Origin of the sequence: Phenylobacterium sp. (assembly GCF_004799395.1) — a bacterium.
Classification (GTDB): Bacteria; Pseudomonadota; Alphaproteobacteria; order Caulobacterales; family Caulobacteraceae; genus Phenylobacterium.
Genome location: NZ_SSMZ01000265.1, coordinates 1 through 25,366 on the forward strand (window position 1 = coordinate 1; position 25,366 = coordinate 25,366).

The following is a 25,366-nucleotide window of genomic DNA, read 5'->3' on the forward strand; positions in this document are numbered from 1 at the left end:
GCCTTCGATTTTGACGGCACACTGACAATCCGCGACAGCTACATGACCTTCCTGAAGTGGCGCGCCGGACCGCGGCTTTATGCGCTCGGGTTGGTGCGGCTGATACCCGCCTTGCTGGCCTACCTCTTCCACCGCGACCGTGGGCGGCTGAAGGCCGCCGCCACCCGAGAATATCTGCGCGGCGTCCCGCGCCACACCCTGGAGGCCGACGCTCGGGTTTTCGCCGAGAAATTCTCGCGCAGGCTGCTGCGGCCCGACGCCATGGCGGCCTGGAAGCGCTGGCGGGGCGAACATGTCCGGCTGGTCATCGTCACCGCCTCCCCGGAGATCACCGTAGCGCCGTTCGCCCGAGGCCTGGGCGCTGACGTCCTGATCGGCACCGAACTGGCTTTCGACGCCCAGGATCGGGTCACGGGCGGGTTTGCGACCCCCAATTGCCGCGGGCCCGAGAAGGTCGCTCGCCTGAAGGCCGCCCTCGGAACGGACCTCGAACTGCGCGCCGCCTATGGCGACACTGGCGGTGATCGGGAGATGATCGCCATGGCCGAGATCAAGGGCTACCGGGTGTTCAAGGGCGCGCCATGAGGCACGCGCGCGACGAGGACCTGGATCGGATCGAGGACTTGCTGGCCCAGGTCCGCACCCTGCCCGGCCTCCTCGAGAAAAAGCGCGGCGTCTTCTACCGAAAATCCCGCGCCTTCCTGCATTTCCATCAAGATCCCAAAGGGATGTTCGCCGACATCAGCGATCCGGATGCGCGGATCGACGTTACCGAGGCGGTGGGACAGGCGGTGTTGATGGCCGCCGCCCGCCGGCGTCTGAGCTGACTATTCGTCGACTTCGCGCTTTTCCCAGACGTGATCGACGATGCCCCAGGCCTTGGCCTCCTCGGCGGTCATGAAGCTGTCGCGGTCGAGCACGCTCTCCACCGTCTCCACCGTCTGGCCGGTGTGCTTGGCGTAGAGTTCGTTCAGGCGCTGCTTGGTCTTGATGATGTCCTCGGCGTGGCGCTCGATGTCGCTGGCCTTGCCGGAGAAGCCGCCTGAGGGCTGGTGGACCATGATCCGCGAGTTCGGCAGCGCGATGCGCTGGCCCTTCTCGCCGGCCATCAGCAGGAACGAGCCCATGGAGGCCGCCATGCCCAGGCAGAGCGTGATCACCGGGCTCTTGATGTATTGCATGGTGTCGTAGATCGCGAGGCCAGAGGTCACCACGCCACCGGGCGAATTGATGTACATCTGAATCTCCTTCTTGGGGTTCTCCGCCTCAAGGTGCAGCAACTGGGCGCAGATCAGCGCCGCCATGCCGTCCTCGACGGGACCCGCCAGGAAGATGATCCGGTCCTTCAGGAGCCGGGAGAAGATGTCGTAGGCGCGCTCGCCTCGGCTCGTCTGCTCGACGACCATCGGCACGAGGCCCAGCGCGGTGGTGACGGGGTCACGCATAGGGAGGAAGTCCTTCTTGGAGTCTTGGCGAGCCTGCCGACGGTTCACCCAGGCCAGGATATCGCGTGCCCAGAGGCAAGGCGCAAGGTGACGTGAGCGCACGGGCCTTTGGGCCTTGATCCTGCCAGCGGCCCGGTCATGGTGGCCGGGCTCGAGGTTCTTAGGGGATTCCATGCGTTTCAAAGCCATTGCGCTCGCCGGCGCTTCCCTACTGCTCGCCCTGCCCGTTCACGCTGCCGCCGCGCCGGCCAAGGACGCCAAGGTCTGGGAGGCGGCCGAGGCGGCCAGGGGAGACGAACTGAAGCTGCTCGGCGAGGTCGTGAATATCGACTCCGGCACCGGCGACGTGGAGGGCGGCCGAAAGATCGCCGCCATCCTGGCCGCGCGCCTGAAGGCCATGGGCTTTGCCATTGAGAGCTTGAAGGCCGAGGCCGACGGCCTGCCGGAAAACACGGTCGCCACCCTGAATGGGACCGGCAAGGGCCGGGTCCTGCTGATCGGCCACATCGACACGGTGTTCGAGTCCGGGACGGCGAAGGCGCGGCCGTTCCGCATGGACGCCGAGAAAGCCTACGGCCCGGGAGTCTCCGACGAGAAGGGCGGGGTGATCGAGGCCGTCTATGCGCTGCAGATCCTGCATGACCAGGGTTTCAAGGACTTCAAGCAGATCGTTTTCCTGATCGAGACGTCAGAGGAACGCGGCTCGCCCGGCACCCACAAGCTGATCGACAGGCTGGTCCACGACACCGACGCCGAACTCAACCTTGAGCCCGGGGACACGCCGGACGTCATGACCGTCTGGCGCAAGGGCGGTTCAAGCTACACGATCGACGTGACAGGTCGCGCCGCCCACGCGGGCATCGCCCCGCAGGAGGGCCGCAACGCCGCCACCGAGTTGATCCACCAGATCCAGCTCGACGATGTGTTCCCCAAGTCCGGGGATGGCCTGACCGCCAATCTGACCATCCTGCAGGCGGGCACTCGCGGGAACATCATTCCCGATCACGCCTCGGCTCAGATCAACGTGCGCGTCCGGGACAAGGCCGACTACGACAAGGTCCAGGCGATCATGGCCAAGAACGCCCAGACCACGATCGTCCCCGACACCAAGGTCACCGTCACCCACGAGGGTTCGTTCCCGCCGCTGGCCGACAATCCGGGCACCAACGCCTTGGCCGCTCAGGCCGAGGCCATCTACGCCGGCGTTGGCCTGAAGATCACGCGGGGCGGCAACGGCGGCTCCTCGGAGTCGGCCAACGCCTATGAGGCGGGCGTAGCGGCGCTGGACGGGCTCGGCCCTGCGGCCGCCAACTTCCACGCCCCGGGCGAATATCTGCTGCTCGGCACGGTTACGCCGCGGCTCTATCTCCTGACCAAGCTCATCGAAGAGCTTGGTCAGAACCCACCGGCGCATCTGAAGTAGCACATGGTCTACGTCGCGGACCTGGCCGGAACCCGCCACGTCTTCGCCGACCTCAAGACCCTAATGGCCGCCGCAACGCCGTTCCGCTCCGGCGATCAGCTGGCGGGCCTGGCGGCCGCCAGCGCCGAGCAGCGGGTCGCGGCCCGCTACGCCCTGGCCGATCTGCCGCTTAAGCGGTTCCTCGAAGACCTGGTCGTCCCCTACGCGGAGGACGAGGTGACCCGGCTGATCGTCGACAGTCACGACACCGCGGCCTTCGCCCCGATCTCACACCTCACGGTCGGCGGCTTTCGCGAATGGCTGCTGTCCAACGAGACCGGCGCTGTCCAGCTTTCGGCCCTCGCGCCCGGCGTGACTCCGGAGATGGCGGCGGCGGTCAGCAAGCTGATGCGCAACCAGGACCTGATCGCTGTGGCCCGCAAGATCACCGCGACCAGCGCCTTCCGCACCACCCTGGGCCTTCCCGGCCGACTGGCGGTACGGCTGCAGCCCAACCATCCGACAGACGACCGCCGCGGGATCGCCGCCTCCATCCTTGATGGTCTGTTGATGGGCTGTGGCGACGCGGTGATCGGGATCAACCCGGCCACCGACAACGTCGAAACGGCCCGAATCCTGTTGGAGCTGGTCGACGACCTGCGCCTGCGGCTGGAAATCCCCACTCAGAGCTGCGTCCTGACCCATGTCACCAACACCTTGGAGCTGATCCGACTCGGAGTTCCGGTCGACCTGACCTTCCAGTCGATCGCCGGGACCGAGGCCGCCAACCGCGGCTTCGGCGTCGACCTCGCCCTGCTGCGCGAGGCTCACGACGCCACCTTGGGGCTCGGCCGCAATCCGCTCGCCGGCAACGTCATGTATTTCGAGACCGGCCAGGGCTCGGCGCTATCGTCCGGCGCCCACCATGGGGTGGACCAACAGACCCTGGAGGCCCGCGCCTACGCCGTGGCCCGTCCCTTCCGGCCGTTGCTGGTCAACACCGTCGTCGGCTTCATCGGGCCTGAATACCTCTACGACGGCAAGCAGATCACCCGCGCGGGCCTGGAAGACCATTTCTGCGGCAAGCTTCTGGGCCTGCCGATGGGGGTGGACGTCTGCTACACCAATCACGCCGCCGCCGATCAGGACGACATGGACGACCTGCTGACCCTTCTGGGCGTCGCCGGCGTGAATTTTGTCATGGGCGTGCCGGGCGCCGATGACGTGATGCTGAACTACCAGTCCACCAGCTTCCACGACGCCCTCTATATCCGCGACGTCCTGGGTCTGATGCCGGCGCCCGAGTTCGAGGCGTGGCTGGCCAAGGTCGGCCTGCTGGATGACGCCGGGCGGGTCGTGGAGGCCGGTGGGGCGCAACAGCGGTTGCTGGAGCAGCTTGGCGATGGCTGACGCGCCGACGCCGTCCGATCCGTTCGCCATCCTGCGCCGGGCGACTGCGGCGCGCGTCGGCCTAGGCCGCGCCGGACAGGGCCTGCCGACCGCGCCCATGCTGGCGTTCCAGCTCGCCCAGGCCAGAGCGCGGGACGCCGTGCACGCGACGCTCGACCTGGAGACGCTGCGCACGGCCCTGGGCGGCTCCGCGATCCTCGTGCAGTCCGCCGCGCCCGATCGCGCCGCCTACCTCGCCGACCCCGACCTCGGGCGACGCCTGGCCCCGGCGACCGAGCCCCTGCCCCATGGCGAGTACGACTTGGCTCTGGTTATCGCCGATGGCCTGTCCGCCACCGCCGTCCAGGCTCACGCAGGGGCGGTCGTGGCTGCCCTGCGCGCCCGGCTGGCGAGCTGGAGCATCGCGCCGCTGGTTGTCGCGCGGCAGGCGCGCGTGGCGCTTGGCGATCCCATCGGCGAGGGCTTGGGCGCGCAGCTTGTCGTGGTCCTGATTGGCGAGCGCCCAGGTCTAAGCGCCGCAGACAGCCTGGGCGCCTACATCACCTTCGATCCGAAGCCAGGTCGCCGCGACAGCGAGCGCAACTGCGTCTCCAATATCCGCGCGGCAGGCGGTCTTTCGCCCGACGAGGCGGCCGGCAAGATCGCCTGGCTGCTCATAGAGGCGCAGCGGCTGGGCTTTACCGGCGTCGATCTGAAGGATCGCGAGGCCTTGCCCGCGCCGACCGCGCACCAGCTGCCCACGCGCTAGGCCGCGATCCGCTCCAGCCACTCCCTGAGGATGCTCACCACCTGCTCGCCCGGCGCAAAGCCGCGGGTGACGACGCCATAGACGCCATCGGCGTTGGGTCCGGCCACCAGGGTCGGGAAGCCGGTGACGCCGGCGCGCTGCGAGATGGCGTAGTCGCGCCAGGTCTCCTGCTTGGCTTCATCGGTCCCCCAGGCTTCGAGGAACGGCTCGCGGTCGAGGCCCAGTTCCTCGGCGATCTCCGCCAGCGTGTCAGCCTGGGTCACGTCGCGGCCCTCCGCGTAGAACGCACGTTGGGTGCGGCCGAGGAAGGCTGCGGCCATTTCTTCGCCGTCGCGGCGGGCCACGACGACCGCACGCGCCGCCGGATCGGTGTCGTAGATGAAGCCCGGCCGCGACATGCCGGCGCCATTGAACGGAAGGCCTGTCGCCTCGTGGACATGGGTCCAGTGATCGGCAATCTCCAGCTTGGCCTCCTCGGTCATCGGCTTTTCCGTGCCGGGGCGCAGGCCACCCATCACCACCCGCATCGGCAGGGCCCGGCCGAAGGCGCGGCGGATGTCGTCGACGACCGGCGAGAAGCCGTAGCACCAGGAGCACATGGGGTCGGAGAAGTAGATCAAGTGCGGCGTGGTCATGGGCGTTGCGCCTCCCAAGACGCCCAGCATTGCAGGAGACGGGCGCGCGGTCACCTGGGCGGCCTTCACCTTTGCGCGGTTCTCAGCCAGTTTGCCCGCCATGGCGCACGATCATCACGACGACCACCACGATCATGGCGACGACGATCACGGCCAGGAGCCGCCGTCGGACATGGCGCTGCGGGTGAAGGCGCTTGAATCTCTGATGGTCGAGAAGGGGCTGGTCGACCCCGCCGCACTGGACGCTATCGTCGACCACTTCGAACATAAGGTGGGCCCGCGAAACGGCGCGCGGGTGGTCGCCAAGGCCTGGTCCGATCCGGCCTACAAGGCGCGGTTGATGGAGGACGCCACCTCCGCCATCGCCGAGTTGGGCTACGCCGGCGGCCAGGGGGACCACATGGTGGTCGTGGAGAACACGCCCACGGTGCACAACCTCGTCGTCTGCACGCTGTGCTCCTGCTACCCCTGGCCGGTGCTGGGCTTGCCGCCGGTCTGGTACAAGTCCGCGCCCTATCGCTCGCGCGCGGTGATCGATCCGCGGGGCGTGATCGGCGAGTTCGGCGTGAAGCTCCCCGACGAGGTTGAAGTCCGCGTCTGGGATTCGACGGCCGAGATCCGCTACCTGGTGTTGCCCGAACGACCGGCCGGGCGCGAAGGCTTGAGCGAGGACGAGCTCGCCGCCCTGGTGACCCGCAACGGCATGATCGGCACGGCTCGGCTGTGAACGGCGTGCACGACATGGGCGGCCTGGAGAACCTGGGACCGATCGCCCCAGAGGCCGACGAGCCGGTCTTCCACCACGCCTGGGAAAGTCGCGTCCACGCGCTCAGCGTCGCCTCGCCCACCCGCCGGAACATCGACGAGGGCCGCCATCAGCGGGAAAAGATCCCCGGCCCCGAATACCTGGCGATGAGCTATTATGAAAAGTGGTTCCGGGGCTTGAGCGAACTGCTGGTCGCGCACGGCTTCGTCACGCCCGCCGAGTTGGCGTCGGGCAAGCCCGCGCCGCGTGCGCCCAAGGCGACGCCGCTGCTGAGCGCCGAGGACGTGACGCCGCGCTTCATGCGCCGTGGCTCGTATGTGCGCGGGGCCGCCCAGCCGCTGTTCGTCGACGGCGACGCCGTGCGGGCCCGCAATTTGAACCCGCACGGTCACACCCGCCTGCCCCGCTACGTCCGCGGGCGCAGGGGCGTGATCGTCAGCCTCCATGGCGCGCATGTCTTCCCGGACAGCCACGCTCACGGCGAGGGCGAGGACCCGCGGCCGCTCTACACGGTGCGTTTCAGCGCGCGAGAACTATGGGGCGAAGCGGCCGATCCCCGCGACAGTGTCTGCCTCGATCTTTGGGAGCCCTACCTTGACCGCGCCTGACCCCCTCACCCTGCCACGCCTGCCGCGCAATGCGGAGGGGCCGGTGTTCGCGGAGCCCTGGCAGGCGCAGGCGTTTGCGCTGGCGCTCCAGCTTTACGCCCAAGGCTGCTTCGCCTGGACCGAGTGGGCCGAAGCGCTTTCGCGACGGCTGACGGCGGCAGGGCCGGACGACGACGGGGCGCGCTACTACGAACACTGGCTGGCGACACTGGAAGACCTCGTGACGGCGAAGCAACTCGCGGCGGGCGCGGAGCTGGCGGCGCGCAAGGAAGCGTGGGCCGACGCCTATCGGCGCACCGCACACGGACGACCTGTCGAGCTTTAGGGAACCGGGGCGCAGGTTCGCGCGCTCAAGCTTGAGCGAGGGAAATGATGGGCCGATGGTTCAATATGCAGTGACGCTCAAGAACGGCGACTGGACCGTCTTCTCCGACGGCCAGCCAATCGAAACCGGCCTCAGCCGCTCGGCCGCAATCCAGATGGCCAAGGACCTGGCTTTCGCCGCGGAAGAGCGCGGCGACACCGTCGAACTGCTGATCCAGGGCTACTACGGCGATCTGTCGCGCAAGCTGACCGGCGGGTCCGACGGCGCCTCGCCAGACTAGCCGCGACGCTGGGCGGACTTGGCCTCGCGTTTGGCGCGGGCTTCGGCCTTGGCGGCGGCCTTGCGGTCCTTGCGGTCCTGACGCTTCAGCTCCAGCTGAGCCTCTTCGTCATTGGCCAGAGCGTCCTGACGGGCCCGCTCGTCGGCCTCCGCCTTCAGACGGGCGGCTTCCTTTTCGGCCGCGCGCTTGGCGCGGACCTCTTCCAGCTCGCGCGCCTTGCGATGAGCCCGGGTTTCCAGGACTTCGGCCTGGACCGTCGGCTTCGGCTTGAACTTCTCCAGGAGGGCCCTGCGGGCTTCGGCCTGGGACGCCAGGCGCTCGTTGAAGCCCCCGATCTTGTCTTCTCTCATCATAGCTTTCGAATGGGGTTGGGATCAGGCGAGGAGAACCCCGCCGGGCGGATTTGGGTTGCCTGAAGCGTTTCGCAAGCCCCTGCGAAGCGCTGATGACAGTCGGGATCAGCCGACGATGTCGTCCTCGGTAAAGAACTGAGCGATTTCAAGCGCCGCGTTCTCGGCGCTGTCCGAGCCGTGCACCGAGTTTTCGCCGACACTTTCAGCATAGAGCTTGCGGATGGTGCCCGGCGCGGCGTCGGCCGGGTTCGTGGCGCCCATCACTTCGCGGTATTTGGCGACCGCGTTCGGGCCCTCCAGCACCTGCACCACGACCGGCGCTGACATCATGAACTCGACGAGTTCGCCGTAGAACGGACGTGCGGCGTGGACTTCGTAGAATTTCTTGGCCTGGGCCTCGGTCATCAGGATGCGGCGCTGTCCGACGATCCGCAGGCCGGCGTCCTCGATCACGGCGTTGATCTTGCCGGTGAGGTTCCGCTTGGTCGCGTCCGGCTTGATGATCGAGAAGGTGCGTTCGGTCATGGGTCTCTTTACGGTCAAGGCGAGTGGGATTCCCGCGGAGCGCCGCGAGGTGGCGGGCTCTATACCCGCCTCGCCCGCGCTCGCCAAGGCGCTGCGCTGCAACAGTCCCAGAGGATCGGCATGACGCGGCCGCATCGGTCTGCTATGGACCCGCCCGGTCAGGCGGCGGCGCGGCGTTTCTTCCCTGACCTTTCCCTCCTCCCGCAGGTCCGGCGAACGCTGGTCCGCGCCCCATTGTTCGTGTCCCGATGCTGCAGATCAAAGACCTCGTTTTCGACGCCTGGGGCCGCCGCTTCTTCGACGGCGCGACCGTCAGCCTGCCCAAGGACGCCAAGGTCGGCCTGGTCGGCCGCAATGGCGTGGGCAAGTCGACGCTGTTCAAGCTGATCCTGGGCCAGCTGGTGCTGGGCTCCGGCGAGATCGGCTTGCCGCGCGCCGCGCGGATCGGCTCGGTCGACCAGGAACACCCTGCGACACCGGTCCCCCTGCTGGAGACCGTGCTGGCCGCCGATGTCGAACGCGCGACCCTGCTCGCCTCGCTGGACACCGCCGAGCCCGAGGATCTGGGCGATATCTATACGCGCCTGATCGAGATCGACGCCGATCGCGCGCCCAGCCGCGCGGCCGAAATCCTGGCCGGCCTGGGCTTTTCGACGCCGGACCTGTCGCGGCCCATGTCGGAGTTCTCCGGTGGCTGGCGGATGCGCGTGGCCCTGGCCGCGGCCCTGTTCGCCGCGCCGGACATGCTGCTGCTCGACGAGCCCACCAACTACCTCGACCTGGAGGGTGCGCTGTGGCTGGAAGCACGACTGAAGAAGTATCCGCACACCGCCATGGTCATCAGCCACGACCGCGAACTGCTCGACAATTCGATGGACCACATCCTCCATCTGAAGAACGGCAAGCTCGATCTCTACACGGGCGGCTACGACAGCTTCGAACGACAGGTGATCGAGAAGCTGCGTCTGCAGGAGGCGATGCGCACCAAGATCGAGGCCAAGCGCGCCCACATGCAGTCCTTCGTCGACCGCTTCGGGGCCAAGGCCTCGAAGGCGACCCAGGCCCAGTCGCGCCTGAAGATGATCGCCAAGCTGCCGCCGGTCTCCAACGTCATCGAGGATCGCGTCGCACCCTTCACCCTGCCCTCGCCTGAGCGCCCCCTCCCGCCGCCGCTGCTGCGGCTGGAAGGCGCCTCCGTGGGCTATGGCGGGACGCCGATCCTCAAAGGGCTGAACCTGCGACTCGATATCGACGATCGGATCGGCCTGCTGGGGGTCAACGGGGCTGGCAAGTCGACTTTCGCCAAGCTGGTGGCGGGCGCCCTGGACGTGGAGAGCGGGACCTTGCTGCGCAGCTCGCGGCTCAAGGTGGGCTGGTTCCACCAACACCAGATCGAGGCCATGGATCCAGCCGACACGCCGCTGGAGATCATTCGGCGGGCCATGCCGCAATCCAGCGAATCCCAGCGCCGCTCGAAGCTGGCCCAGTTCGGCCTGGGCTATGAAAAGGTCGACACCACGGTCGCCAACCTCTCCGGGGGCGAGCGCGCCCGCCTGCTGCTCAACATGGTGGCGATGGAAGCCCCGCACCTGCTGATCCTCGACGAACCGACCAACCACCTGGACATCGACAGCCGCCGCGCCCTGCTGGACGCGCTGAACGACTACGACGGCGCGGTGATCCTGATCACCCACGACCGCTCGCTGATGGAGCTGGTGGCCGACCGCCTGTGGCTCGCGGCCGATGGCGGCATCGAGCCCTTCGATGGCGACATGGAGGACTATGCGAAGTTCGTCCTCGACCGCGCCCGGGTGGCGGCCCGCGCCCCGAGCCAGGTCGCCGCCGAGCCGGTCAAGGTCGCGCCGCCCCCGCCGCCCGTTGCGCGCGCGAAGGTTCCCACCGGCTCGGCGCGCCGCCGCACGGAAGCCGCCGAGGCCGCCCTGGCCCGGGCGACCGCGATCCTGGCCGAAATCGACGCGAAGCTGACGGACCCCGCCATCTTTGCGAAGGATCCAACCAAGGCCGCCGAGCTCGGCCGCCGGCGGGACACGGCCCAGGCCGCCGTCGACGCTGCCGAGGCGGAGTGGCTTGCGGCGCAGGAAGCCTACGAGGCCCTGACCGCCGACTCCTGAATCTCGACTTCACGCAGGACCGGCGCCGGCCGCGTCTCGTGGATGCGGGTGATGTCCAGTTCGACCATGTCGCCGGGCAGGTCCCGCAGGATGTCGGCGAACACATGGCCGAAGCGCACATCCTCGCGGCGATAGGTCCTGCGGTCATTGATCACGGACGAGATCGCCTCGTCGAAGCCGGTGATGGAGACCATCACCGTCGGAGCCTCGGCGGCCATCCGCTCGTCGGTCATGCCCCAGAGCGGACTATCCTCGTCGATCGGGTGGATGATGGTCCAGGTGAGGCTGAGGATCGGGATGTTGTTCTTCACCAGCTTCAACTCGTCGAACCGGCGGAAACGCGACTCGCCGATCGGCTCGCTGCGCAGGTAGCTGATCCGCGCTGTGGCCTCGCTGATCCCCTGCAATCGGCGGCTGGCGACGCGGACCATCAGCGCCTGGCGCCCCTCGTAGGGCGCGACGACGGCGGTGTCGCTGAACACCATCCGCGCCTGAGGCCGCGCGAAACGCGCGAAGAAGGCGCCGGTGACCAGGGCGGTCAGGAACATGCCGAAGAAGATCTCCGACGACGCCACCGTGTGCCCATAGAGCGTGGCCGGGGTCATCACCCCATAGCCGACAGTGGCCAGGGTCTCGACGCTGAAGAAGAAGGCGTCCCCGAAGGCGCCCGGCCTGGCGTTGGCGACAGAGCCTGGAACCAGCCAGTACAGACTGGCGAACAGCAGATTGGCCGCCACGAAGATCAGCAGGACCATCGCCAGGAAGGTCGGCCAGCGCAGGGCGAGGATCAGATAGTAGGGGTCATCGATTGCGAAGCGGCGCACGCCGACCTTGACGGCGCTCAGGCCTCTCATGTCGATGCGGGGCGGCGGCAACTTCACGCGGCCTTGCTACCATGCGGCGACGTCCCCGTCGAAGGACCCGCCGCCATGCGCGGTCTCGTCAGGTGATGTGTTTCGGGCTGATCGGATCGCTGCCCGGGAAGGTTTCTTCGAGCGCCTCGTCGAGCAGGGCTTCCTGCCGATCCTCGGCGCTCTTTTCACGCGCGGCCATGTGGTCGTGTTTTTCGTCGTCCTTCGTCGCTTCGACCTCCCGATGGTGCGGAACGTCGATGTGCCGATCCTCGTGCACGGGCGCGGCTTCCACGGCCATGTCGGCGTTGGCGCCGCCGGAGCCGTGGGTGAAGGCGCGCTTATCGTCAGTCTGCTTGCCGGTCATCGCAGTCTCCTTAGGCTTGTTGCCTGGGAGACTAGAACCCTCAAGGTCAGGCTTGGTTGCTCGAATTCGGGGTGTCCGCGGCTAGAGGAACGTCCAGTGGCCGTGCTCGCGCAGGCGCAGATTGTTCTGCACATGCCGCACCCCGTCGATGTCGGCGATGTCCTCGATCCGGCGCTTGTCGGCCTTGTGCCGAACGGTGCCGTTCAGGGTGACCTCGGCGTCATCGACGACAACCTCCAGGTCTCGCAGGTCGAGGCCGCGCTGGTCCTCCAAGCGCTCGAGGATCACCGCCCAAAGCACGCGATCGGAAGGCCCGCGCCGCGGACGCGGCGCGTGGGTGTCCACCCTCGGCGCCCGTGGACCCGGGGAGAAGAAGTCGCCGGCCTTGTCCATCCAGGAGCGGGGTTGGCCGAGCGGCCGATAGTCGCCGCTGTCCATGCGCCGACCATAGTCGCGGTCAGGACCAGACTCGCGCCGATAGGCCTCGCCTCGCGCGGGGTCATAGGCATAGTCCGTCGAGTAATCGGCTTGGCCATAGTCGTTCGACGCGGGCTGCACGCTGTCCTCGACGCGATAGCCGGAGCGGGCCGCCGGATCGTAGCCGTAGTCGCCGGAGTAATCGGCCTGGCCGAAATCGCCGCGCTCACCGCCGCGCAGCGCCATCCGGCGGCGGTCCTCCTCACGGTCCTGCCAATCTTCTCGCGCCATGACCTGATCTCCTCTGCGTTACGGACTCCCCCGCGGCACAACCGGCGCCGTGGACTTCGGTTCCCATATGAGGCCCATCCCTTTGGGGGCGCCGCCTGACTCGGGCCCCCGACTCAATTGAGACTGCCCACCGCCGTGAACGCTCCAGACCCGACCCGCTCCCCCACGCCAGAGCCCGTCGAGGTTGACGTCGCCGGGGCGTCGCCCGCCGCGCCCCGGCGCGGCCTGACGCGGGCCGCGCGAATCGCCCTGCGCATCGTGCCGGTCTTCATGCTGGCCGCGGCGGCCTGGGTGCTGTGGCGCGAGTTCCACAAGCTGAGCCTCCAGGCCGTCAGTCACGCTATCGCCGGCTGGGGGATTGCGGCGGTGACGCTGGCGATCGCGCTGTCGGCCGCGAGCTTCGTGCTGATGGCCGTGATCGAATGGGTTGGCTTGCGATGGACCGGCGCGAAGGTCCCGTTGCGGACGGTGGCGCTCGGCTCGTTCCTGGCCAACGCCATCGCCCACGCCATCGGGGCGAATCTCCTGATCTCCGGCGCCATCCGCGCCCGCACCTACGATCGGCACGGCGTGAACCTCACCCAGGTCGCCGGCGCGACGGTGTTCGCGGCGGCCTCGTTTGGCGTAGGTCTGGCGGCGCTCTCGGGGGCCGGACTTCTCCTGGCCTCGAGCGCCGAACTGGACGCCACGGCGATCACGCCGACAGTCGGCCACTGGCTCGGTGGGACGTTGCTGATTGGAGCCCTCGCCTATGTGGCGCTCTGCGCACTGCGGCGGCGCCCGTTCACCGCCTTCGGGCGCAGCGTGACCCTGCCCGACGTCTGGGACGCACTGGCGCAACTGGTGCTGGGCGTGGTCGACAACGGCATCGCCGCGGCCATCCTGTGGATCCTGCTGCCGGCCGGAGGACCCAGCTACGGCACCTTCGTCGGCGCCTACGCCGTCGCTTGCATCGCAGGCCTGGCCTCATCGGTGCCAGGAGGCGCAGGCGTGTTCGAGAGCGCCATGGCGGCGCTGTTGCCCGGGGTGGACGCCGCGGTGCTGGCGGCGGCCTTCCTGGGCTACAGGCTGGCCTTCTACATCCTGCCGCTGATGATCGCGGCCGCAGCGCTGGCGATCGACGCCATACGCCACCGAAAGTCCTAGCGCCCTTCGCGCAGCCGCCGCAACTCCGCCTCGACGGCCTGCTCACGCATGTTGCTGGCGAAATGGTAGACCGCCACGCCATGGGCGACGAGGCCAAGGCCCCAGCCGAAGATCGGCCAGATCGCCCAGAAATATCCCGGCGAGGTCACAAGATTGACCGCCACCAGGCCCGCGTTCACCAGGACATATGCGAAGACATGGGCGCGGAACCCCAGCTTGACGTCGGCACGCCGCTCCGCCTGACGACGCAGCTCCAGGTCGTCGGTCATGATTGGCCTCCAGGTCGGGCCAGATCATAGCTCGCCGAACGGCGAGCGGCCTAATCCGCCTGGGCGGGCTGGATGGTGACGCTCTCGCCGCATCCGCAGGCGTCAGTCTCATTGGGGTTGCGGAAGGTGAACTTGGCGGAGAGCTTGGTGACGTCATAGTCGATCACCGTGCCGATCAGGAACAGCACCGCCTTGGGCTCGACCAGGATCGTCACGCCCTTATCCTCGACCACCTCGTCCAGCGGACCGGCCGTGTCGGCATATTCCAGGACGTACTCCTGGCCAGCGCAGCCGCCGTTCTTCACGCCGACTCGAAGACCCGCATAGGGCTTCTCAGCCTTGCCCATGATCTCGCGCACCCGCTCGGCGGCGGCGTCGGTCAGCGAGACCACCTTGGGGCGTTCGCGCCTGGCGCGCGGCTGGGATGAGACGTTGAGATCCATCAGAACATGTTCAGCTGAAGCTTGGCTTCGTCGCTCATGCGCGAAGGGTCCCACGGCGGGTCGAACACCAACTCGACCTTGCAGGACTTCACCTCGGGGATTTCCTTGATGGCGTCCTCGACCCAGCCTGGCATCTCGCCGGCTACCGGGCAGCCGGGCGCGGTAAGCGTCATGTCGATGACCACGTCCTTATCGTCCGACACATCGACTTTATAGATCAGGCCGAGCTCATAGATGTCGACCGGGATTTCCGGGTCGTAGACGGTCTTGAGCTGTTCGATCAGCTTGTCCGTCAAGGCGTCGAGCTCCGCCTGCGCCAACGGCGCTGTCGCCTGGGTCTCTACGGGGGCTGCATCATCCATCGGGGTCATCTTAAGCGAAGAAAGCCTGAGTCTTGGTAAGCGCATCCACGAAGGCGTCGGCCTCACGCTGGGTGTTATATAGGGCGAACGACGCTCGCGCGCTCGATGTGACGCCGAAACGCCGCATCAGCGGTTCGGCGCAGTGGGTTCCAGCGCGCACAGCGACGCCGTACTGGTCCAGGATCTGAGCGACGTCGTGGGCATGCGCGCCGTCGACCGTGAAGGAGAGGATCGCGCCCTTCCCCGGCGCCTCGCCCAGCACGCGCAGCCAGTTGGCCCCGTTCAGACGCTCGCGGACGTGGTCATAGAGCGCGTGCTCGTGGGCGGCGATCGCGGTGCGGTCGAGGCCCGCTAGCCAATTGATGGCGGCGCCGAGGCCGATGGCTTCCAGGATCGGCGGCGTGCCGGCCTCGAAGCGATGCGGGGGGTCGGCGTACGTGATGGTGTCCAGGGCCACATTGGCGATCATCTCGCCACCGCCCTGGTAAGGGCGCAGGCCCGCCAGACGCTCGGCCTTGCCGTAGAGGGCGCCGATGCCTGTCGGCCCATAGAGCTTGTGGCCGGAGAAGACATAGAAATCGCAGTCCAGCGCCTTCACATCCACTGGCTGGTGCACGACGGCCTGGCAGCCGTCGAGCAGCACCAGCGCGCCAGCCTCGTGCGCCAGCTTCGTCAGCTCGGTCACCGGGTTCACGGTGCCCAGCACGTTGGACATGTGGGTCAGGCCCACGACCTTGGTGCGCTCGCTAAGCAGGGCTTTGAACGCTGCGACATCCAGGCGGCCATCGTCGGTGACCGGCGTGAACTTCAGAACGACGCCTTGGCGCTCGCGCAGGAAGTGCCACGGGACGATATTGGCGTGGTGCTCCATCTCGGAGAGCACGATTTCGTCGCCAGCCTTGAGGGCCGCGCCGAGCCCGGAGGCGACCAGGTTGATCGCCTCGGTCGCACCCTTGGTGAAGACCATCTCGGCCGGATCAGCGCCGAGGAAACCGGCCACTGCCTTGCGCGCGGCTTCGTAGGCCTCGGTGGTCTCGTTGGCGAGGGTGTGCAGGCCCCGGTGCACATTGGCGTAGCTGTGCTCCATGGCGCGGACCATGGCGTCGATCACGGCGCGGGGCTTCTGCGCCGAGGCGGCGCTGTCCAGATAGACCAGCGGGTGGCCATTGATCTGGCGTCCCAGGATCGGGAACTCCGCGCGGATGGCTTCGGCGTCGAAGGCCATGCTCAATCCCACAGCCGTTCTGCGACCCAGGCGCGGACCGCGTCGCGGGCGCCCTCGTGCCCGATGCGGTCGATAACCTGGCCGATGAAGGCCTCGGTCAGCAAAGCCCGGGCCTGCGCCTCGGGGATGCCGCGCTGGCGTGCGTAGAACAGGGCGTCCTCGTCCAGGGCGCCCACGGTGTTGCCGTGCGCACAGGCCACGTCGTCGGCGTAGATTTCCAGCTCCGGCTTGGCGTCCACCTCGGCCCGGTCGGAGAGGATCAGCGCGTGGTGGCCCATGCGGGCGTCGGTGCGGTCGGCGCCCTCCTCCACCACGATGCGTCCCTGGAACACGCCGCGCGCCTGGTCGCGGACCACACCCTTGGTCAGTTGGGCGGTGACGCCATCCGGACCGGCATGGGTGACGATCGTGGTCTGATCGGCGTGGCGCTTGTCGGCCAGCAGATAGACGCCGTCGAGGCGCAGTTCGGCGTTGCCGCCGGGATGCTGGACGCGGGTCTCCAGCCGCTGGCGGCGCGCGCCGGAGGTGACGACGGTCTGGGCGAAGCGGGCGCGGGCCGCGTGGAGCACCTCCGCCTGGCTGACGTTGACCGCCTCGGCGTTGTCCTGGGCCAGCACGATCCGCTCGATCCGCGCGCCGGGATGCAGGGTGATGGTCAGCGAGGCCTGTGAAATTGAGGCGCTGTCGCTCTCGTAGCTCTCCAGCAGGACCAAGCGGGCGTCGGGGCCGACGATGACGTTCAGCCGGGCCACGTGGACACCTGCGCCGCGCGAGACAAAGCGCGCCGCGACGATGGCGTTCTTGCCGCGGGCGATCTCGATGGGGTCGGCGCCGCGGCCGTTGACAATCACCCGGCGGTCGGAGGCCAGCGCGTCGAAAGGCCCCGCGCCGATGTCCGCCGTAAACGGTTCGGACGGCGGCGGCAGTTTGCGGATCAGGCCGCGCAGGTCCGTCCAGCGCCAATCCTCGTCACGCTTGCCCGGCAGCTCGGTGACGTCGCGGTCGCGTATGGCGGTGGTCAGGCTCACGCGGCCTTCTCGTACTGCTCGTAGCCGTTCTTCTCCAGCTCGTGGGCCAGCTCCGGCCCGCCGGACGCCACGATCCGCCCGCCCGCAAGAACGTGAACCCGGTCGGGTTTGATGTAGTCGAGCAGACGCTGATAGTGGGTGATCACCAGCATGGCGCGCTCGGGCGAGCGCAGGGCGTTCACGCCATCCGACACGATCCGCAGAGCATCGATGTCCAGTCCGCTGTCGGTCTCATCCAGGATGAGGAATCGCGGCGAAAGCATCGCCATTTGAAGGATTTCCATGCGCTTCTTCTCACCGCCAGAAAAGCCGACATTGAGCGCCCGCTTGAGCATATCGAAGTCGATCTTCAAGTCCGCGGATTTCGCCCGCGCCAGCTTCAGGAACTCCGGGGCGGTGATCTCGGCCTGGCCGCGGGCGCGGCGCTGGGCGTTCAACGCCGTGCGGATGAAGGTCAGCGCGGGGACGCCGGGGATCTCCAGCGGGTACTGGAACGACAGGAAGACGCCGCGCGCCGCGCGTTCATCCGGCGCCAGCGCCAACAGGTCCTCGCCGTCCAGGGTGGCGGAGCCCTGCGTCACCTCATAGCCGTCGCGGCCGGTCAGCACGTAGGACAACGTCGACTTGCCCGCTCCGTTCGGCCCCATGATCGCGTGCACCTCGCCGGCCGGGACGGCGAGGGTCAGCCCTTTGAGGATTTCCTTGCCGTCGACCGAGGCATGCAGGTTCGAAACGCTCAACATCATGGGATCTCGTCGGCAAGGAACTGGGCGACCACGCGCAGGGCGTCAGCGACGCTGTCGACCTCCTCGCGCTTCATGGGCGCCGGGGTGGCGGAGACGGCGACATTGCGCTTGTCGCCGACGGTGATGCTGGCCTGGCCCGCCTCGAAATAGGCCCGAATGCGGAACTCCGGGCTTTCCAGGTGGACACTGTAGCGCCGCCAGTCGGCGGTCAGGTTGTGCGCGGTCAGGAAAGCCGGGTCGCCGATCAGCGCGTCGTAGAGCTGCTCGGCGCGGGAAAGGTCTTCCTCCTGTTGGCGCCGGTCGGCTTCCTCGCGGGCGTACCGCTCGGCCTCGCGGCGCGCCTGTTCGACCTCGAAGGCGTGACGCAGAGAGAGAGTCGTGGGGGCGTTCTTGCGGGCGGGTATGTTCATCCGACGCTCCCTTCAAGGCTGATGGCGACGAGCTTCTGGGCTTCGACCGCGAACTCCATCGGGAGTTCCTGAAGCACGTCCTTGACGAAGCCGTTCACCAGCAGCTGCACCGCTTCCTCCTGGGAGAGACCGCGCTGCATCACATAGAAGAGCTGGTCTTCCGAAAGGCGTGTCGTCGTGGCCTCGTGCTCGAACTTCGCCTGGCCGTTGCGGGCCTCGATGTAGGGCACGGTATGCGCCGCGCAGTGCTTGCCGATCAGCAAGGAGTCGCACTGGGTGAAGTTGCGCGCACCCTTGGCCTTGGGGTGCGCCGACACCAGGCCACGGTAGGTGTTCGAGCTCTTCCCGGCGCTGATCCCCTTGGAGATGATCCGCGAGCGGGTGTTGGCGCCCAGGTGGATCATCTTGGTGCCAGTGTCAGCCTGCTGGCGCCCATTGGTGATGGCGATGGAGTAGAATTCGCCGGACGAACCCTCGCCGCGCAGGACGCAGGACGGGTACTTCCAGGTGATCGCCGAGCCGGTCTCCACCTGGGTCCAGGACACCTTGGAGCGGTCCCCGCGGCAGTCGGCGCGCTTGGTGACGAAGTTGTAGATGCCACCCTTGCCGGTCTGCGGATCGCCCGGATACCAGTTCTGGACCGTGGAATATTTGATCTCCGCGTCGTCCAGCACGACCAGTTCCACGACCGCGGCGTGCAGCTGGTTCTCGTCGCGCATCGGGGCCGTGCAGCCTTCGAGGTACGAGACATAGGCGCCTGCGTCGGCGATGATCAGGGTGCGTTCGAACTGGCCGGAATTCTCGGCGTTGATCCGGAAATAGGTGGAGAGCTCCATCGGGCAGCGCACGCCCGGCGGCACATATACGAAGCTGCCGTCAGAGAAGACCGCCGCGTTCAGGCAGGCGAAATAGTTGTCCGAGACCGGCACGACCGAGCCGAGATATTTCCGGACCAGTTCCGGGTGCTCGCGGATCGCCTCGCTCATCGAGCAGAAGATGACCCCCACCTGGGCCAATTCTTTCTTGAAGGTGGTCACCACGCTGACGCTGTCGAACACCGCGTCCACGGCATAGCGCGGTGCGCCGACGACGCCGGCCAGAACCTCCTGCTCGCGCAGCGGGATGCCCAGCTTCTTGTAGGTCTCCAGGATGTCCGGATCGACCTCGTCGAGGCTCTTGAGGCCCACCTTCTCCTTGGGGGCGGCGTAGTAGTAGCTGTCCTGGTAGTCGATCCGCGGGAAGTTCACCTTCGCCCAGCTCGGCTCTTCCATGGCCTGCCAGCGCTCGAAGGCGTCGAGTCGCCAGGCCAGCATCCAGTCCGGCTCGTTCTTCTTGGCCGAGATGAAGCGGACGATGTCGGCGTTCAGGCCCTTGGGCGCGAAGTCCTGTTCGATGTCCGTGACGAAGCCGTGCTTGTACTTTTCCAGGCTCTCGACGTGTTCGACGGTCTGTTTGACGGCGGCCATGGTCAGGCTCCCACGGTCGCGGTTTGGCGGTGACGGGCGGCGTGGCGGTCATGCGCAGCGGACCACGCCTCGACGAAACGGTCCCAGTCGGCTTCGGTCGTGCTCCACCCGCCGCTGACGCGAATGGCGCAGCCGGACAGCGCTGCCTGCCCCATGGCCTCCAGCACCGGCGAGGCCTTCACCTTGCCGGAGGAACAGGCCGAGCCCGCGCTGACCATGACGCCCGCCAGATCGAGGCCCATGACCTGGACGTCGGACGGGAAGCCTGGCGTGGCGACGCAGAGCGTATTGGCGAGCCTGGGCGCGGCCTCGCCCATCACCACGGCCCCGACGGCCTTCAGGTGTTCGGCGGCGGCGTCTCGCCAGGCGGCGCGGCGGTTGAACTCTTCGACGCCCTTCAGCGCCTCCACAGCGGCCGCGCCGAACGCGGTGATGCCGGGGACGTTCTCGGTGCCGCCGCGACGGCCGCGCTCCTGCCCACCGCCATGCTGGCGGCGCGACAAGGTCGCCCTCGGCCCGAAGGTCAGGGCGCCCACGCCCTGCGGGCCGCCGATCTTGTGGGCGGAGATGCTGAGCGTGTCGGCGCCGAGCGGGCGGCAGTCGATCCCGATCTTGCCGGCCGCCTGGATGGCGTCGACATGCAGCCAGCCGTCGGCGGCGCGGACGATCTGCGAAGCTTCGAACACCGGCTGGATGACGCCTGTCTCATTGTTGGCGAGCATCAGGGCCACGAACGGCTTTCCATCGATGGCGTCCCATCTGGCGAGGCGATCGGCCAGCCAGGTCAGGTCGGCGCGGCCGGCGGCGTCCACGGGCAAGACCTCGACCGCGATGCCAGCGACGCGGGACGTCTCCTGAACGCTGTCATGCTCGATCGCCGAGACGATAAGTCGGCGCGACCCCGCCGCGACGGCGCTTTCGATCGCCAGCGCATTGGCCTCGGTGCCGCCGCTGGTGAAGATCACGGTGGAGGCCGGCGCGGCGATCAGCGCGGCGACCTGCTCGCGGGCGGTTTCCATCAGGGCGCGGGCGGCGCGGCCGGCGGCGTGGATCGAGGACGGATTGCCGCCGACCTCCAGGGCCCGCGCCATGGCGGCGCGCGCTTCCGGGCGCACCACGGCAGTGGCGTTATGGTCGAGATAGGTCTGCATCTTGGGGGCGCTCATGCCGCCGCCCGCTTGTTGCGCAGCCGCCCGGTGATCACGTCGGCCAGGCTGACCGAGGCCAGATAGTCCTCGATCCGGTGACCCAGGTCGTCCCACAGGTCGTGGGTCAGGCAGCGCTCGCCCTTCAACATGCAGCCCTTGCCCTGCTCGGCGCAACGCGTGGCCCGCAGCGGTTCGTCGACGGCCAGGACGATGTCGGCGATGGAGGTCTCTTCGGCCGTACGGCTAAGCCGATAGCCTCCGCCGGGCCCGCGGGCGGATTGCACCAGCCCCTTGCGGCGCAGGCGCGCGAAGAGCTGCTCGAGGTATGACAAGGATATTTCCTGACGCGCGGCGATCTCGGCGAGCGCCACAGCGCGGCACGGCTCGTCCTGGCGTCGCGCCAGGTCGGCCATGGCCATAACGGCGTAGCGGCCTTTGGTGGAGAGACGCATTGAAAGTCCGTCCAGTGCAGTTTTCTCGCGTTCCGCCGCGCCCCTATGTTATAGGCCGCCGCCTTGCGCAGGACCGATCCTCGCGGTCGCGATGCGACTTAGGAAGACCCAGCGCAGTAGTCAAGTATTCCAGGGCCCCGAATTCGTGGGGGCGAGCTTAAGAGGGATCTGATGCCGGAAGTGGTTCTGACTGGCGCCGCGGGGCGGATCGAAGGCCGCTATTCGCAGGGCAAGACGGAGACCGCGCCGGTGGCGCTGATCCTGCACCCGCATCCCAAGGCGGGCGGCCAGATGAACAATCCGGTCACGGTGCAGCTCTTCCACCTGTTCATGAAGCGCGGATTCTCGGTCCTGAGGTTCAATTTCCGCGGCGTGGGCCGCAGCCAGGGCGAATTCGACTCAGGCATCGGCGAGCTGGCTGACGCCGCCACCGCGCTGGACTGGCTGCAGACCACCAACCCGGCGGCCTCGCAATGCTGGGTGGCGGGCTATTCCTTCGGCGCCTGGGTCGGCATGCAGCTCCTGATGCGCCGGCCGGAGACGGACGGCTTCATCTCGGTCTCGCCGCCCACCAACGCCTACGATTTCTCGTTCCTGGCCCCCTGCCCGGCCTCCGGCCTGATCCTGCACGGCGGCAATGACAGCGTCGTCCCGCCGATCGAGGTCGAACGCGTGGTCTCCAAGCTGCGCACCCAGAAGGGCATCGTCATCGACTATGACGTCGTCGAGGGCGCCAGCCACTTCTGGATGGAGAACCTGCCGGACGTCGAAAGCCGCGTCGGCGCCTACCTCGACAAGCGCCTGGCGGCCGATCCCGCGTAAGGGCTCGCGGTGACCGGCCCGCAGGACGCCATCGCGGCGCGGCGGCGGCTGACGAACAAGCGGATCGCCGCCCGAGATGCCCAGGCCCTGCGCCCGTTCTTTGCGGCCGACGCCCAGCTGATCCCCGGCGGCGGCGGACTGATCCTGGGCGCCGACGCCATCGTCGAAGCCTTCGCCGCCCAGTTCCGCGAGCCGGGCTTCGTGGCCTACGTGCGCACTCCCGACCGTATTGAGATCGACGCGGCCGAAGAGTGCGCCGCCGAGACCGGCCGCTGGATCGGAAATGGCATGTCCGGCGCCTACTTGGCCGCCTGGCGCAAGATCACCGGCCAGTGGGTGATCGAGAGCGAACTGTTCGTCACCCTCTCCTGATCTATTCCACCCGGGTCCAGGTCTCGGCCCGGCAGAAGAACAGCACGCAACCGGCGACCTTCAAGGCGCCATTGGGGCCAGCGCCCATCTTGGCCTTGTAGGTCTTGCCGCCAACCGGATCGTAGATCCTGCCGCCGGTCCACCCGCCCTCGCCGTCGCGGCGGAAGCCCGAGATGATCTGCAGGCCCACGATGGGACGGCTGCGCAGCGCCGGATCCGGGTTCTTGATGTCGGTGACCAGCCGGGCGTCCTGCCCATCCGGCGCCTTGCCCGACAGGATGACGCCGCAGGTCTGGGCCGCATCGTTTGCGCAGGGGGCGATGCGCACCTTGCCGTCCTTGGCCTGGGTCAGCCAGACGCCGAACACCTGGTCGCCGGGCGCGGCGCGGGCCCCGTGGGCCACCGCCAGCAATACGGCCGCGAGACCCGCGATCCCCGCGACGATCCTATTCATAGCGCAATGCTCCCACCGGCCGCGCGCGGGCGACGCGCAGGGCGTGGACGAACACCGTGCCCCAGGCGATCACCACGCCTGCCCCCGCGGCCGCTGCAAAGGTCCAGGGCGCCAGCTCGACATGGTAGGCGAACCCCTTCAGCCAGCTGTCCATGGCCAGCCAGGCCACCGGCAGCGCCAGCAGATTGGCCCACAGCACCGGCTTGGCGAACTGCCAGAGCAACAGCCTAAGGATATCTGACGAGGTCGCGCCCATGGCCTTGCGGATTCCGATCTCCTTGGTTCTCCGCTCGGCGGTGTAAGCCGACAGCGCAAAGAGGCCAAGACAGGCGATGGACACCGCGATCAGGGCGCAGGCGGCGATGAACCCGCCCTGGATGACGTTGTCGATGTACCTGAAGAGCAGGAACTGATCTGTGAAGTACTGCTGGAGCGGCAGACCGCCGCTGATTTTCGCCCAGACCGTGTCGATGCGCCTGAGGGTGTCGGCGCTGCGCAAGGGGTCGAGCCTTACATTCAGCGCAACGGAGCTCAGCATATCGTTCTTGGCGCCGACATAGTAGAAACCGCCGCGAACCTTCTGCCGGATAGACCCGAACGTGAAATCCGGCACGACCCCGATCACCTCGGAAGCTCTCGCCGGCGCGGCGACCGTAGTGGCCAGGGCGTCCATGCTCAAGCTGGGCTTGTAGTGCCAGGTCACCAACCGCCCGATAGCGTCCTGCGGCGACTTGAACCCCAGTTCCCGGACCCCGGCCTCGTTGAGCAAGATCGGCGGCGGCGTGTCGCCGAGCTTTCCGCCGTCGTCCCCGGGCCGCGCGGCGTCGGGCAGTCGCCCCGCGATCGGCTTGATCCCGTAGACCTCGAAGAAACCGAAGTCGACGGGAGAATATTCGAGTAGGGCGTGACGGTCGCCGACGAAGCTCATGTCGTCGTTTTCGCCCAAGGCGACCGCGGCCGCGGAGGCGCAGGCCGCGCTGCGGACGCCTGGGACGGCTTTCACCGCATTTCGGAGAGAGTCGGTGCACGGTGAAGCGAACAGCATCACCACGTCGTTCTTGTTGATGTGGGTGGCGTCCCTGAGCGCGAACATGGTCTGGCGGTAGATGGTCAGCGCGCCAAGCAGCAATGCGATCAGCACCGCGAACTGCGCTACGACAAGCGCTTGCCGGACGCCGCCGCCGCCTGCGCCCGCGATCGGGCCGCCTTTCAGGACGGAGGAAGGCCGGAAGGATGAAAGCACAAGTGCGGGATAGAGCCCGGCCAGCAATGCGGTGGCCAGGGTGACGCCGAGCATGACCAGCAGGAGTTGCGGGTCGCTCAGGTAGTTGAAGGCGATCTTCCGCTGCAGCGCCGCGCTCACCGCCGGCAGCAATAGTTCTGCGAGAGCGACCGCCAGAACAAGCGCGACCGCCACATAGATCATCGCCTCGCCCATAAACTGGACGATCAGGTCCTTGCGCTGGGCGCCAAGCGCCTTGCGTACGCCGACCTCCACGGCTCGCCGTGACGCTCGCGCGGTCATCAAGGTGACGAAGTTGATGGCCGCGACAATCACAATCAGCACGCCGATAATACCGATCCCCGCGAGAACCTTGATGTCCGCGCCGTTCTTGGGATCGCCGCCATCGGCAGGCTGCAGATGGATCGAAGTCAGCGGCTTGAGGCGCATCCGAAAGCCGTCGAGTTTCTGGTCAGGATTTATGGCGCGCAGGGCCGGCAGAATATGCTGCTCCGCGAAGCCCTGCAGACCCGTGTTCATCTCGGCCGCAGACGCGCCGCGCTTGAGGCGGAGGTAGGTCAAGTTGGAATTCGAAGTGTAACCGGCCCCATAGAGCTTCCAGAGCACCGATGAAGCCGCCTTCGAGGACGCGAAGACCTCATAGTCGAGGTGGCTGTTGGTCGGCAGATCCTCGATCACCGCTGTCACCCGGAAGGGCTGACCATCGATCAATAAGACGCCGCCGAGCGGCGCGTCACGCCCGAAGAACTTGCGGGCGACTGTGCGCGTCAACACCACGCTATCGGGTGCGTCCAGCGCAGACGCCGGGTCGCCCGCGACAGCCGGCATCGGCATGACCTTGAAGAAATCCGGGTCTGCGGAGGCGAACAGCCGCTCGCTGATGCTGAAGTCGCCGCGGCGGATCACCGGCGGAAAGCCAGACGCGCCCAGGCGCGCAATATATTCGATCTGGGGAAACGCGACCTTCAGATCCTCCGCCAGGCGGGCGGAGGTGGTATCCATTTCAATCTTGGGCTTGTCGTGCGGGACAAAGGTTTGGCTCATCAGGAACACGCGCTCGTGCCCGGGGATGAACTGGTCGTAGGTCAGCTCGTGGCGCAGATAGAGGCCGATCAGGATCGCCGAGGCGAAGCCGACCGCCAGGCCCATGATGGTGAGGGTGGCGTAGAGGCCGTTGCGCTGCAGGTTGCGGAGCGCCGCTGCCAGATAGTTGCCGAACATCGAA

32 protein-coding genes are annotated in these 25,366 nt (G+C 67.6%); 13 read left to right on the forward strand and 19 right to left on the reverse strand.

The window, feature by feature from the left end:
* Positions 1–585 (forward strand): HAD-IB family hydrolase (locus E8A12_RS16830; protein WP_293370912.1); only part of this gene is annotated, 585 nt, incomplete at its 5' end.
* A complete protein-coding gene (locus E8A12_RS16835) occupies positions 582–827 on the forward strand; it encodes a hypothetical protein (RefSeq protein WP_293370914.1) in 246 nt (81 codons plus the stop codon). The genes E8A12_RS16830 and E8A12_RS16835, both read left to right, overlap by 4 nt.
* Here E8A12_RS16835 and E8A12_RS16840 read toward each other — a convergent pair whose 3' ends face one another.
* On the reverse strand, positions 828–1,445 hold the full coding sequence (locus E8A12_RS16840) for an ATP-dependent Clp protease proteolytic subunit (RefSeq protein ID WP_293370916.1): 618 nt from the start codon (positions 1,443–1,445) through the stop codon (positions 828–830).
* A gap of 172 nt (positions 1,446–1,617) precedes the next feature.
* Between E8A12_RS16840 and E8A12_RS16845 the strand changes: the two genes are divergently transcribed.
* Genes E8A12_RS16845 through eutC form a run of 3 tightly spaced genes read left to right on the forward strand, consistent with a single transcriptional unit; the run spans position 1,618 to position 5,005 of the window.
* Complete coding sequence (locus E8A12_RS16845) at positions 1,618–2,868, forward strand: glutamate carboxypeptidase (protein WP_293370918.1); 1,251 nt, start codon at positions 1,618–1,620, stop codon at positions 2,866–2,868.
* A 3-nt stretch (positions 2,869–2,871) separates the two neighbouring features.
* Positions 2,872–4,257 (forward strand): ethanolamine ammonia-lyase subunit EutB, encoded by a 1,386-nt coding sequence (locus E8A12_RS16850; RefSeq protein WP_293370920.1) that lies wholly within the window; start codon positions 2,872–2,874, stop codon positions 4,255–4,257.
* Positions 4,250–5,005, forward strand: coding sequence for an ethanolamine ammonia-lyase subunit EutC (gene eutC / locus E8A12_RS16855; RefSeq protein ID WP_293370922.1), 756 nt, complete (start codon positions 4,250–4,252; stop codon positions 5,003–5,005). The genes E8A12_RS16850 and eutC overlap by 8 nt, the downstream gene beginning before the upstream one ends.
* Here eutC and E8A12_RS16860 read toward each other — a convergent pair.
* Complete coding sequence (locus E8A12_RS16860; RefSeq protein ID WP_293370924.1) at positions 5,002–5,640, reverse strand: DsbA family protein; 639 nt, start codon at positions 5,638–5,640, stop codon at positions 5,002–5,004. The genes eutC and E8A12_RS16860 overlap by 4 nt on opposite strands.
* On the opposite strand from E8A12_RS16860, the gene nthA reads away from it, so the two are divergent.
* Genes nthA through E8A12_RS16880 form a run of 4 tightly spaced genes read left to right on the forward strand, consistent with a single transcriptional unit; the run spans position 5,639 to position 7,619 of the window.
* On the forward strand, positions 5,639–6,367 hold the full coding sequence (gene nthA / locus E8A12_RS16865; RefSeq protein WP_293370926.1) for a nitrile hydratase subunit alpha: 729 nt from the start codon (positions 5,639–5,641) through the stop codon (positions 6,365–6,367). The genes E8A12_RS16860 and nthA overlap by 2 nt on opposite strands.
* On the forward strand, positions 6,364–7,014 hold the full coding sequence (gene nthB, locus E8A12_RS16870; protein ID WP_293370928.1) for a nitrile hydratase subunit beta: 651 nt from the start codon (positions 6,364–6,366) through the stop codon (positions 7,012–7,014). The genes nthA and nthB overlap by 4 nt, the downstream gene beginning before the upstream one ends.
* The gene (locus E8A12_RS16875) at positions 7,001–7,339 is read left to right on the forward strand and encodes a nitrile hydratase accessory protein (RefSeq protein ID WP_293370930.1); all 339 of its coding nucleotides are present in this window, start codon (positions 7,001–7,003) and stop codon (positions 7,337–7,339) included. The genes nthB and E8A12_RS16875 overlap by 14 nt, the downstream gene beginning before the upstream one ends.
* A 55-nt stretch (positions 7,340–7,394) precedes the next feature.
* Complete coding sequence (locus tag E8A12_RS16880; RefSeq protein WP_293370931.1) at positions 7,395–7,619, forward strand: hypothetical protein; 225 nt, start codon at positions 7,395–7,397, stop codon at positions 7,617–7,619.
* On the opposite strand, the gene E8A12_RS16885 is transcribed toward E8A12_RS16880, so the two are convergent.
* Both E8A12_RS16885 and ndk read right to left on the reverse strand, forming a co-directional pair.
* Complete coding sequence (locus E8A12_RS16885; protein ID WP_293370933.1) at positions 7,616–7,969, reverse strand: DUF6481 family protein; 354 nt, start codon at positions 7,967–7,969, stop codon at positions 7,616–7,618. The two genes, E8A12_RS16880 and E8A12_RS16885, sit on opposite strands and share 4 nt — an antisense overlap.
* A 108-nt stretch (positions 7,970–8,077) precedes the next feature.
* Positions 8,078–8,497, reverse strand: coding sequence for a nucleoside-diphosphate kinase (gene ndk / locus E8A12_RS16890; RefSeq protein ID WP_293370935.1), 420 nt, complete (start codon positions 8,495–8,497; stop codon positions 8,078–8,080).
* Positions 8,498–8,745: 248 nt separating this feature from the next.
* On the opposite strand from ndk, the gene E8A12_RS16895 reads away from it, so the two are divergent.
* Complete coding sequence (locus tag E8A12_RS16895; protein ID WP_293370937.1) at positions 8,746–10,629, forward strand: ABC-F family ATP-binding cassette domain-containing protein; 1,884 nt, start codon at positions 8,746–8,748, stop codon at positions 10,627–10,629.
* Here the strand turns inward: E8A12_RS16895 and E8A12_RS16900 are convergent.
* From E8A12_RS16900 to E8A12_RS16910, 3 genes are all read right to left on the reverse strand, one after another.
* Positions 10,602–11,510, reverse strand: coding sequence for an ion channel (locus tag E8A12_RS16900; RefSeq protein ID WP_293370939.1), 909 nt, complete (start codon positions 11,508–11,510; stop codon positions 10,602–10,604). The genes E8A12_RS16895 and E8A12_RS16900 overlap by 28 nt on opposite strands.
* 61 nt (positions 11,511–11,571) lie before the next feature.
* A complete protein-coding gene (locus E8A12_RS16905) occupies positions 11,572–11,847 on the reverse strand; it encodes a hypothetical protein (protein ID WP_293370941.1) in 276 nt (91 codons plus the stop codon).
* 81 nt (positions 11,848–11,928) lie between these two features.
* Positions 11,929–12,555, reverse strand: coding sequence for a BON domain-containing protein (locus tag E8A12_RS16910; protein ID WP_293370943.1), 627 nt, complete (start codon positions 12,553–12,555; stop codon positions 11,929–11,931).
* 135 nt (positions 12,556–12,690) lie between these two features.
* Here E8A12_RS16910 and E8A12_RS16915 point away from each other — a divergent pair, with 135 nt between their 5' ends.
* Positions 12,691–13,701: a lysylphosphatidylglycerol synthase domain-containing protein gene (locus tag E8A12_RS16915; protein ID WP_293370945.1), complete on the forward strand. Its 1,011-nt coding sequence runs from the start codon at positions 12,691–12,693 to the stop codon at positions 13,699–13,701.
* On the opposite strand, the gene E8A12_RS16920 is transcribed toward E8A12_RS16915, so the two are convergent.
* From E8A12_RS16920 to E8A12_RS16965, 10 genes are read right to left on the reverse strand one after another with little or no spacing between them, the layout of a single operon-like run.
* On the reverse strand, positions 13,698–13,970 hold the full coding sequence (locus tag E8A12_RS16920) for a 2TM domain-containing protein (protein WP_293370947.1): 273 nt from the start codon (positions 13,968–13,970) through the stop codon (positions 13,698–13,700). The two genes, E8A12_RS16915 and E8A12_RS16920, sit on opposite strands and share 4 nt — an antisense overlap.
* 50 nt (positions 13,971–14,020) lie before the next feature.
* Positions 14,021–14,413, reverse strand: coding sequence for an iron-sulfur cluster assembly accessory protein (locus tag E8A12_RS16925; protein WP_293370949.1), 393 nt, complete (start codon positions 14,411–14,413; stop codon positions 14,021–14,023).
* Positions 14,413–14,775 carry an SUF system Fe-S cluster assembly protein gene (locus E8A12_RS16930; RefSeq protein ID WP_293370951.1) on the reverse strand — a complete coding sequence of 121 codons (363 nt, stop codon included), beginning with the start codon at positions 14,773–14,775 and terminating at the stop codon, positions 14,413–14,415. The genes E8A12_RS16925 and E8A12_RS16930 overlap by 1 nt, the downstream gene beginning before the upstream one ends.
* A gap of 10 nt (positions 14,776–14,785) precedes the next feature.
* A complete protein-coding gene (locus E8A12_RS16935) occupies positions 14,786–16,000 on the reverse strand; it encodes a cysteine desulfurase (protein WP_293370953.1) in 1,215 nt (404 codons plus the stop codon).
* A gap of 2 nt (positions 16,001–16,002) precedes the next feature.
* Positions 16,003–17,028: a Fe-S cluster assembly protein SufD gene (gene sufD / locus E8A12_RS16940; protein ID WP_293370955.1), complete on the reverse strand. Its 1,026-nt coding sequence runs from the start codon at positions 17,026–17,028 to the stop codon at positions 16,003–16,005.
* A complete protein-coding gene (gene sufC / locus E8A12_RS16945; RefSeq protein ID WP_293370987.1) occupies positions 17,025–17,771 on the reverse strand; it encodes a Fe-S cluster assembly ATPase SufC in 747 nt (248 codons plus the stop codon). The genes sufD and sufC overlap by 4 nt, the downstream gene beginning before the upstream one ends.
* Positions 17,771–18,184, reverse strand: coding sequence for a hypothetical protein (locus E8A12_RS16950; RefSeq protein WP_293370957.1), 414 nt, complete (start codon positions 18,182–18,184; stop codon positions 17,771–17,773). The genes sufC and E8A12_RS16950 overlap by 1 nt, the downstream gene beginning before the upstream one ends.
* The gene (gene sufB, locus E8A12_RS16955) at positions 18,181–19,650 is read right to left on the reverse strand and encodes a Fe-S cluster assembly protein SufB (protein WP_293370959.1); all 1,470 of its coding nucleotides are present in this window, start codon (positions 19,648–19,650) and stop codon (positions 18,181–18,183) included. The genes E8A12_RS16950 and sufB overlap by 4 nt, the downstream gene beginning before the upstream one ends.
* Positions 19,651–19,652: 2 nt before the next feature.
* Positions 19,653–20,816 carry a cysteine desulfurase family protein gene (locus tag E8A12_RS16960; RefSeq protein WP_293370961.1) on the reverse strand — a complete coding sequence of 388 codons (1,164 nt, stop codon included), beginning with the start codon at positions 20,814–20,816 and terminating at the stop codon, positions 19,653–19,655.
* Complete coding sequence (locus E8A12_RS16965; protein WP_293370963.1) at positions 20,813–21,250, reverse strand: Rrf2 family transcriptional regulator; 438 nt, start codon at positions 21,248–21,250, stop codon at positions 20,813–20,815. The genes E8A12_RS16960 and E8A12_RS16965 overlap by 4 nt, the downstream gene beginning before the upstream one ends.
* 171 nt (positions 21,251–21,421) lie before the next feature.
* Between E8A12_RS16965 and E8A12_RS16970 the strand changes: the two genes are divergently transcribed.
* Together E8A12_RS16970 and E8A12_RS16975 are read left to right on the forward strand one after the other, a co-directional pair.
* Entirely contained in the window at positions 21,422–22,072 is a 651-nt protein-coding gene (locus tag E8A12_RS16970) for an alpha/beta hydrolase (protein ID WP_293370965.1), read from the forward strand.
* A gap of 9 nt (positions 22,073–22,081) precedes the next feature.
* Positions 22,082–22,444 (forward strand): DUF4440 domain-containing protein, encoded by a 363-nt coding sequence (locus tag E8A12_RS16975; protein ID WP_293370967.1) that lies wholly within the window; start codon positions 22,082–22,084, stop codon positions 22,442–22,444.
* 1 nt (position 22,445) lies between these two features.
* On the opposite strand, the gene E8A12_RS16980 is transcribed toward E8A12_RS16975, so the two are convergent.
* Both E8A12_RS16980 and E8A12_RS16985 read right to left on the reverse strand, forming a co-directional pair.
* Entirely contained in the window at positions 22,446–22,898 is a 453-nt protein-coding gene (locus E8A12_RS16980; protein ID WP_293370969.1) for a DUF2147 domain-containing protein, read from the reverse strand.
* Positions 22,891–25,362: an FtsX-like permease family protein gene (locus tag E8A12_RS16985; RefSeq protein ID WP_293370971.1), complete on the reverse strand. Its 2,472-nt coding sequence runs from the start codon at positions 25,360–25,362 to the stop codon at positions 22,891–22,893. The genes E8A12_RS16980 and E8A12_RS16985 overlap by 8 nt, the downstream gene beginning before the upstream one ends.
* Positions 25,363–25,366: the final 4 nt, after the last annotated feature.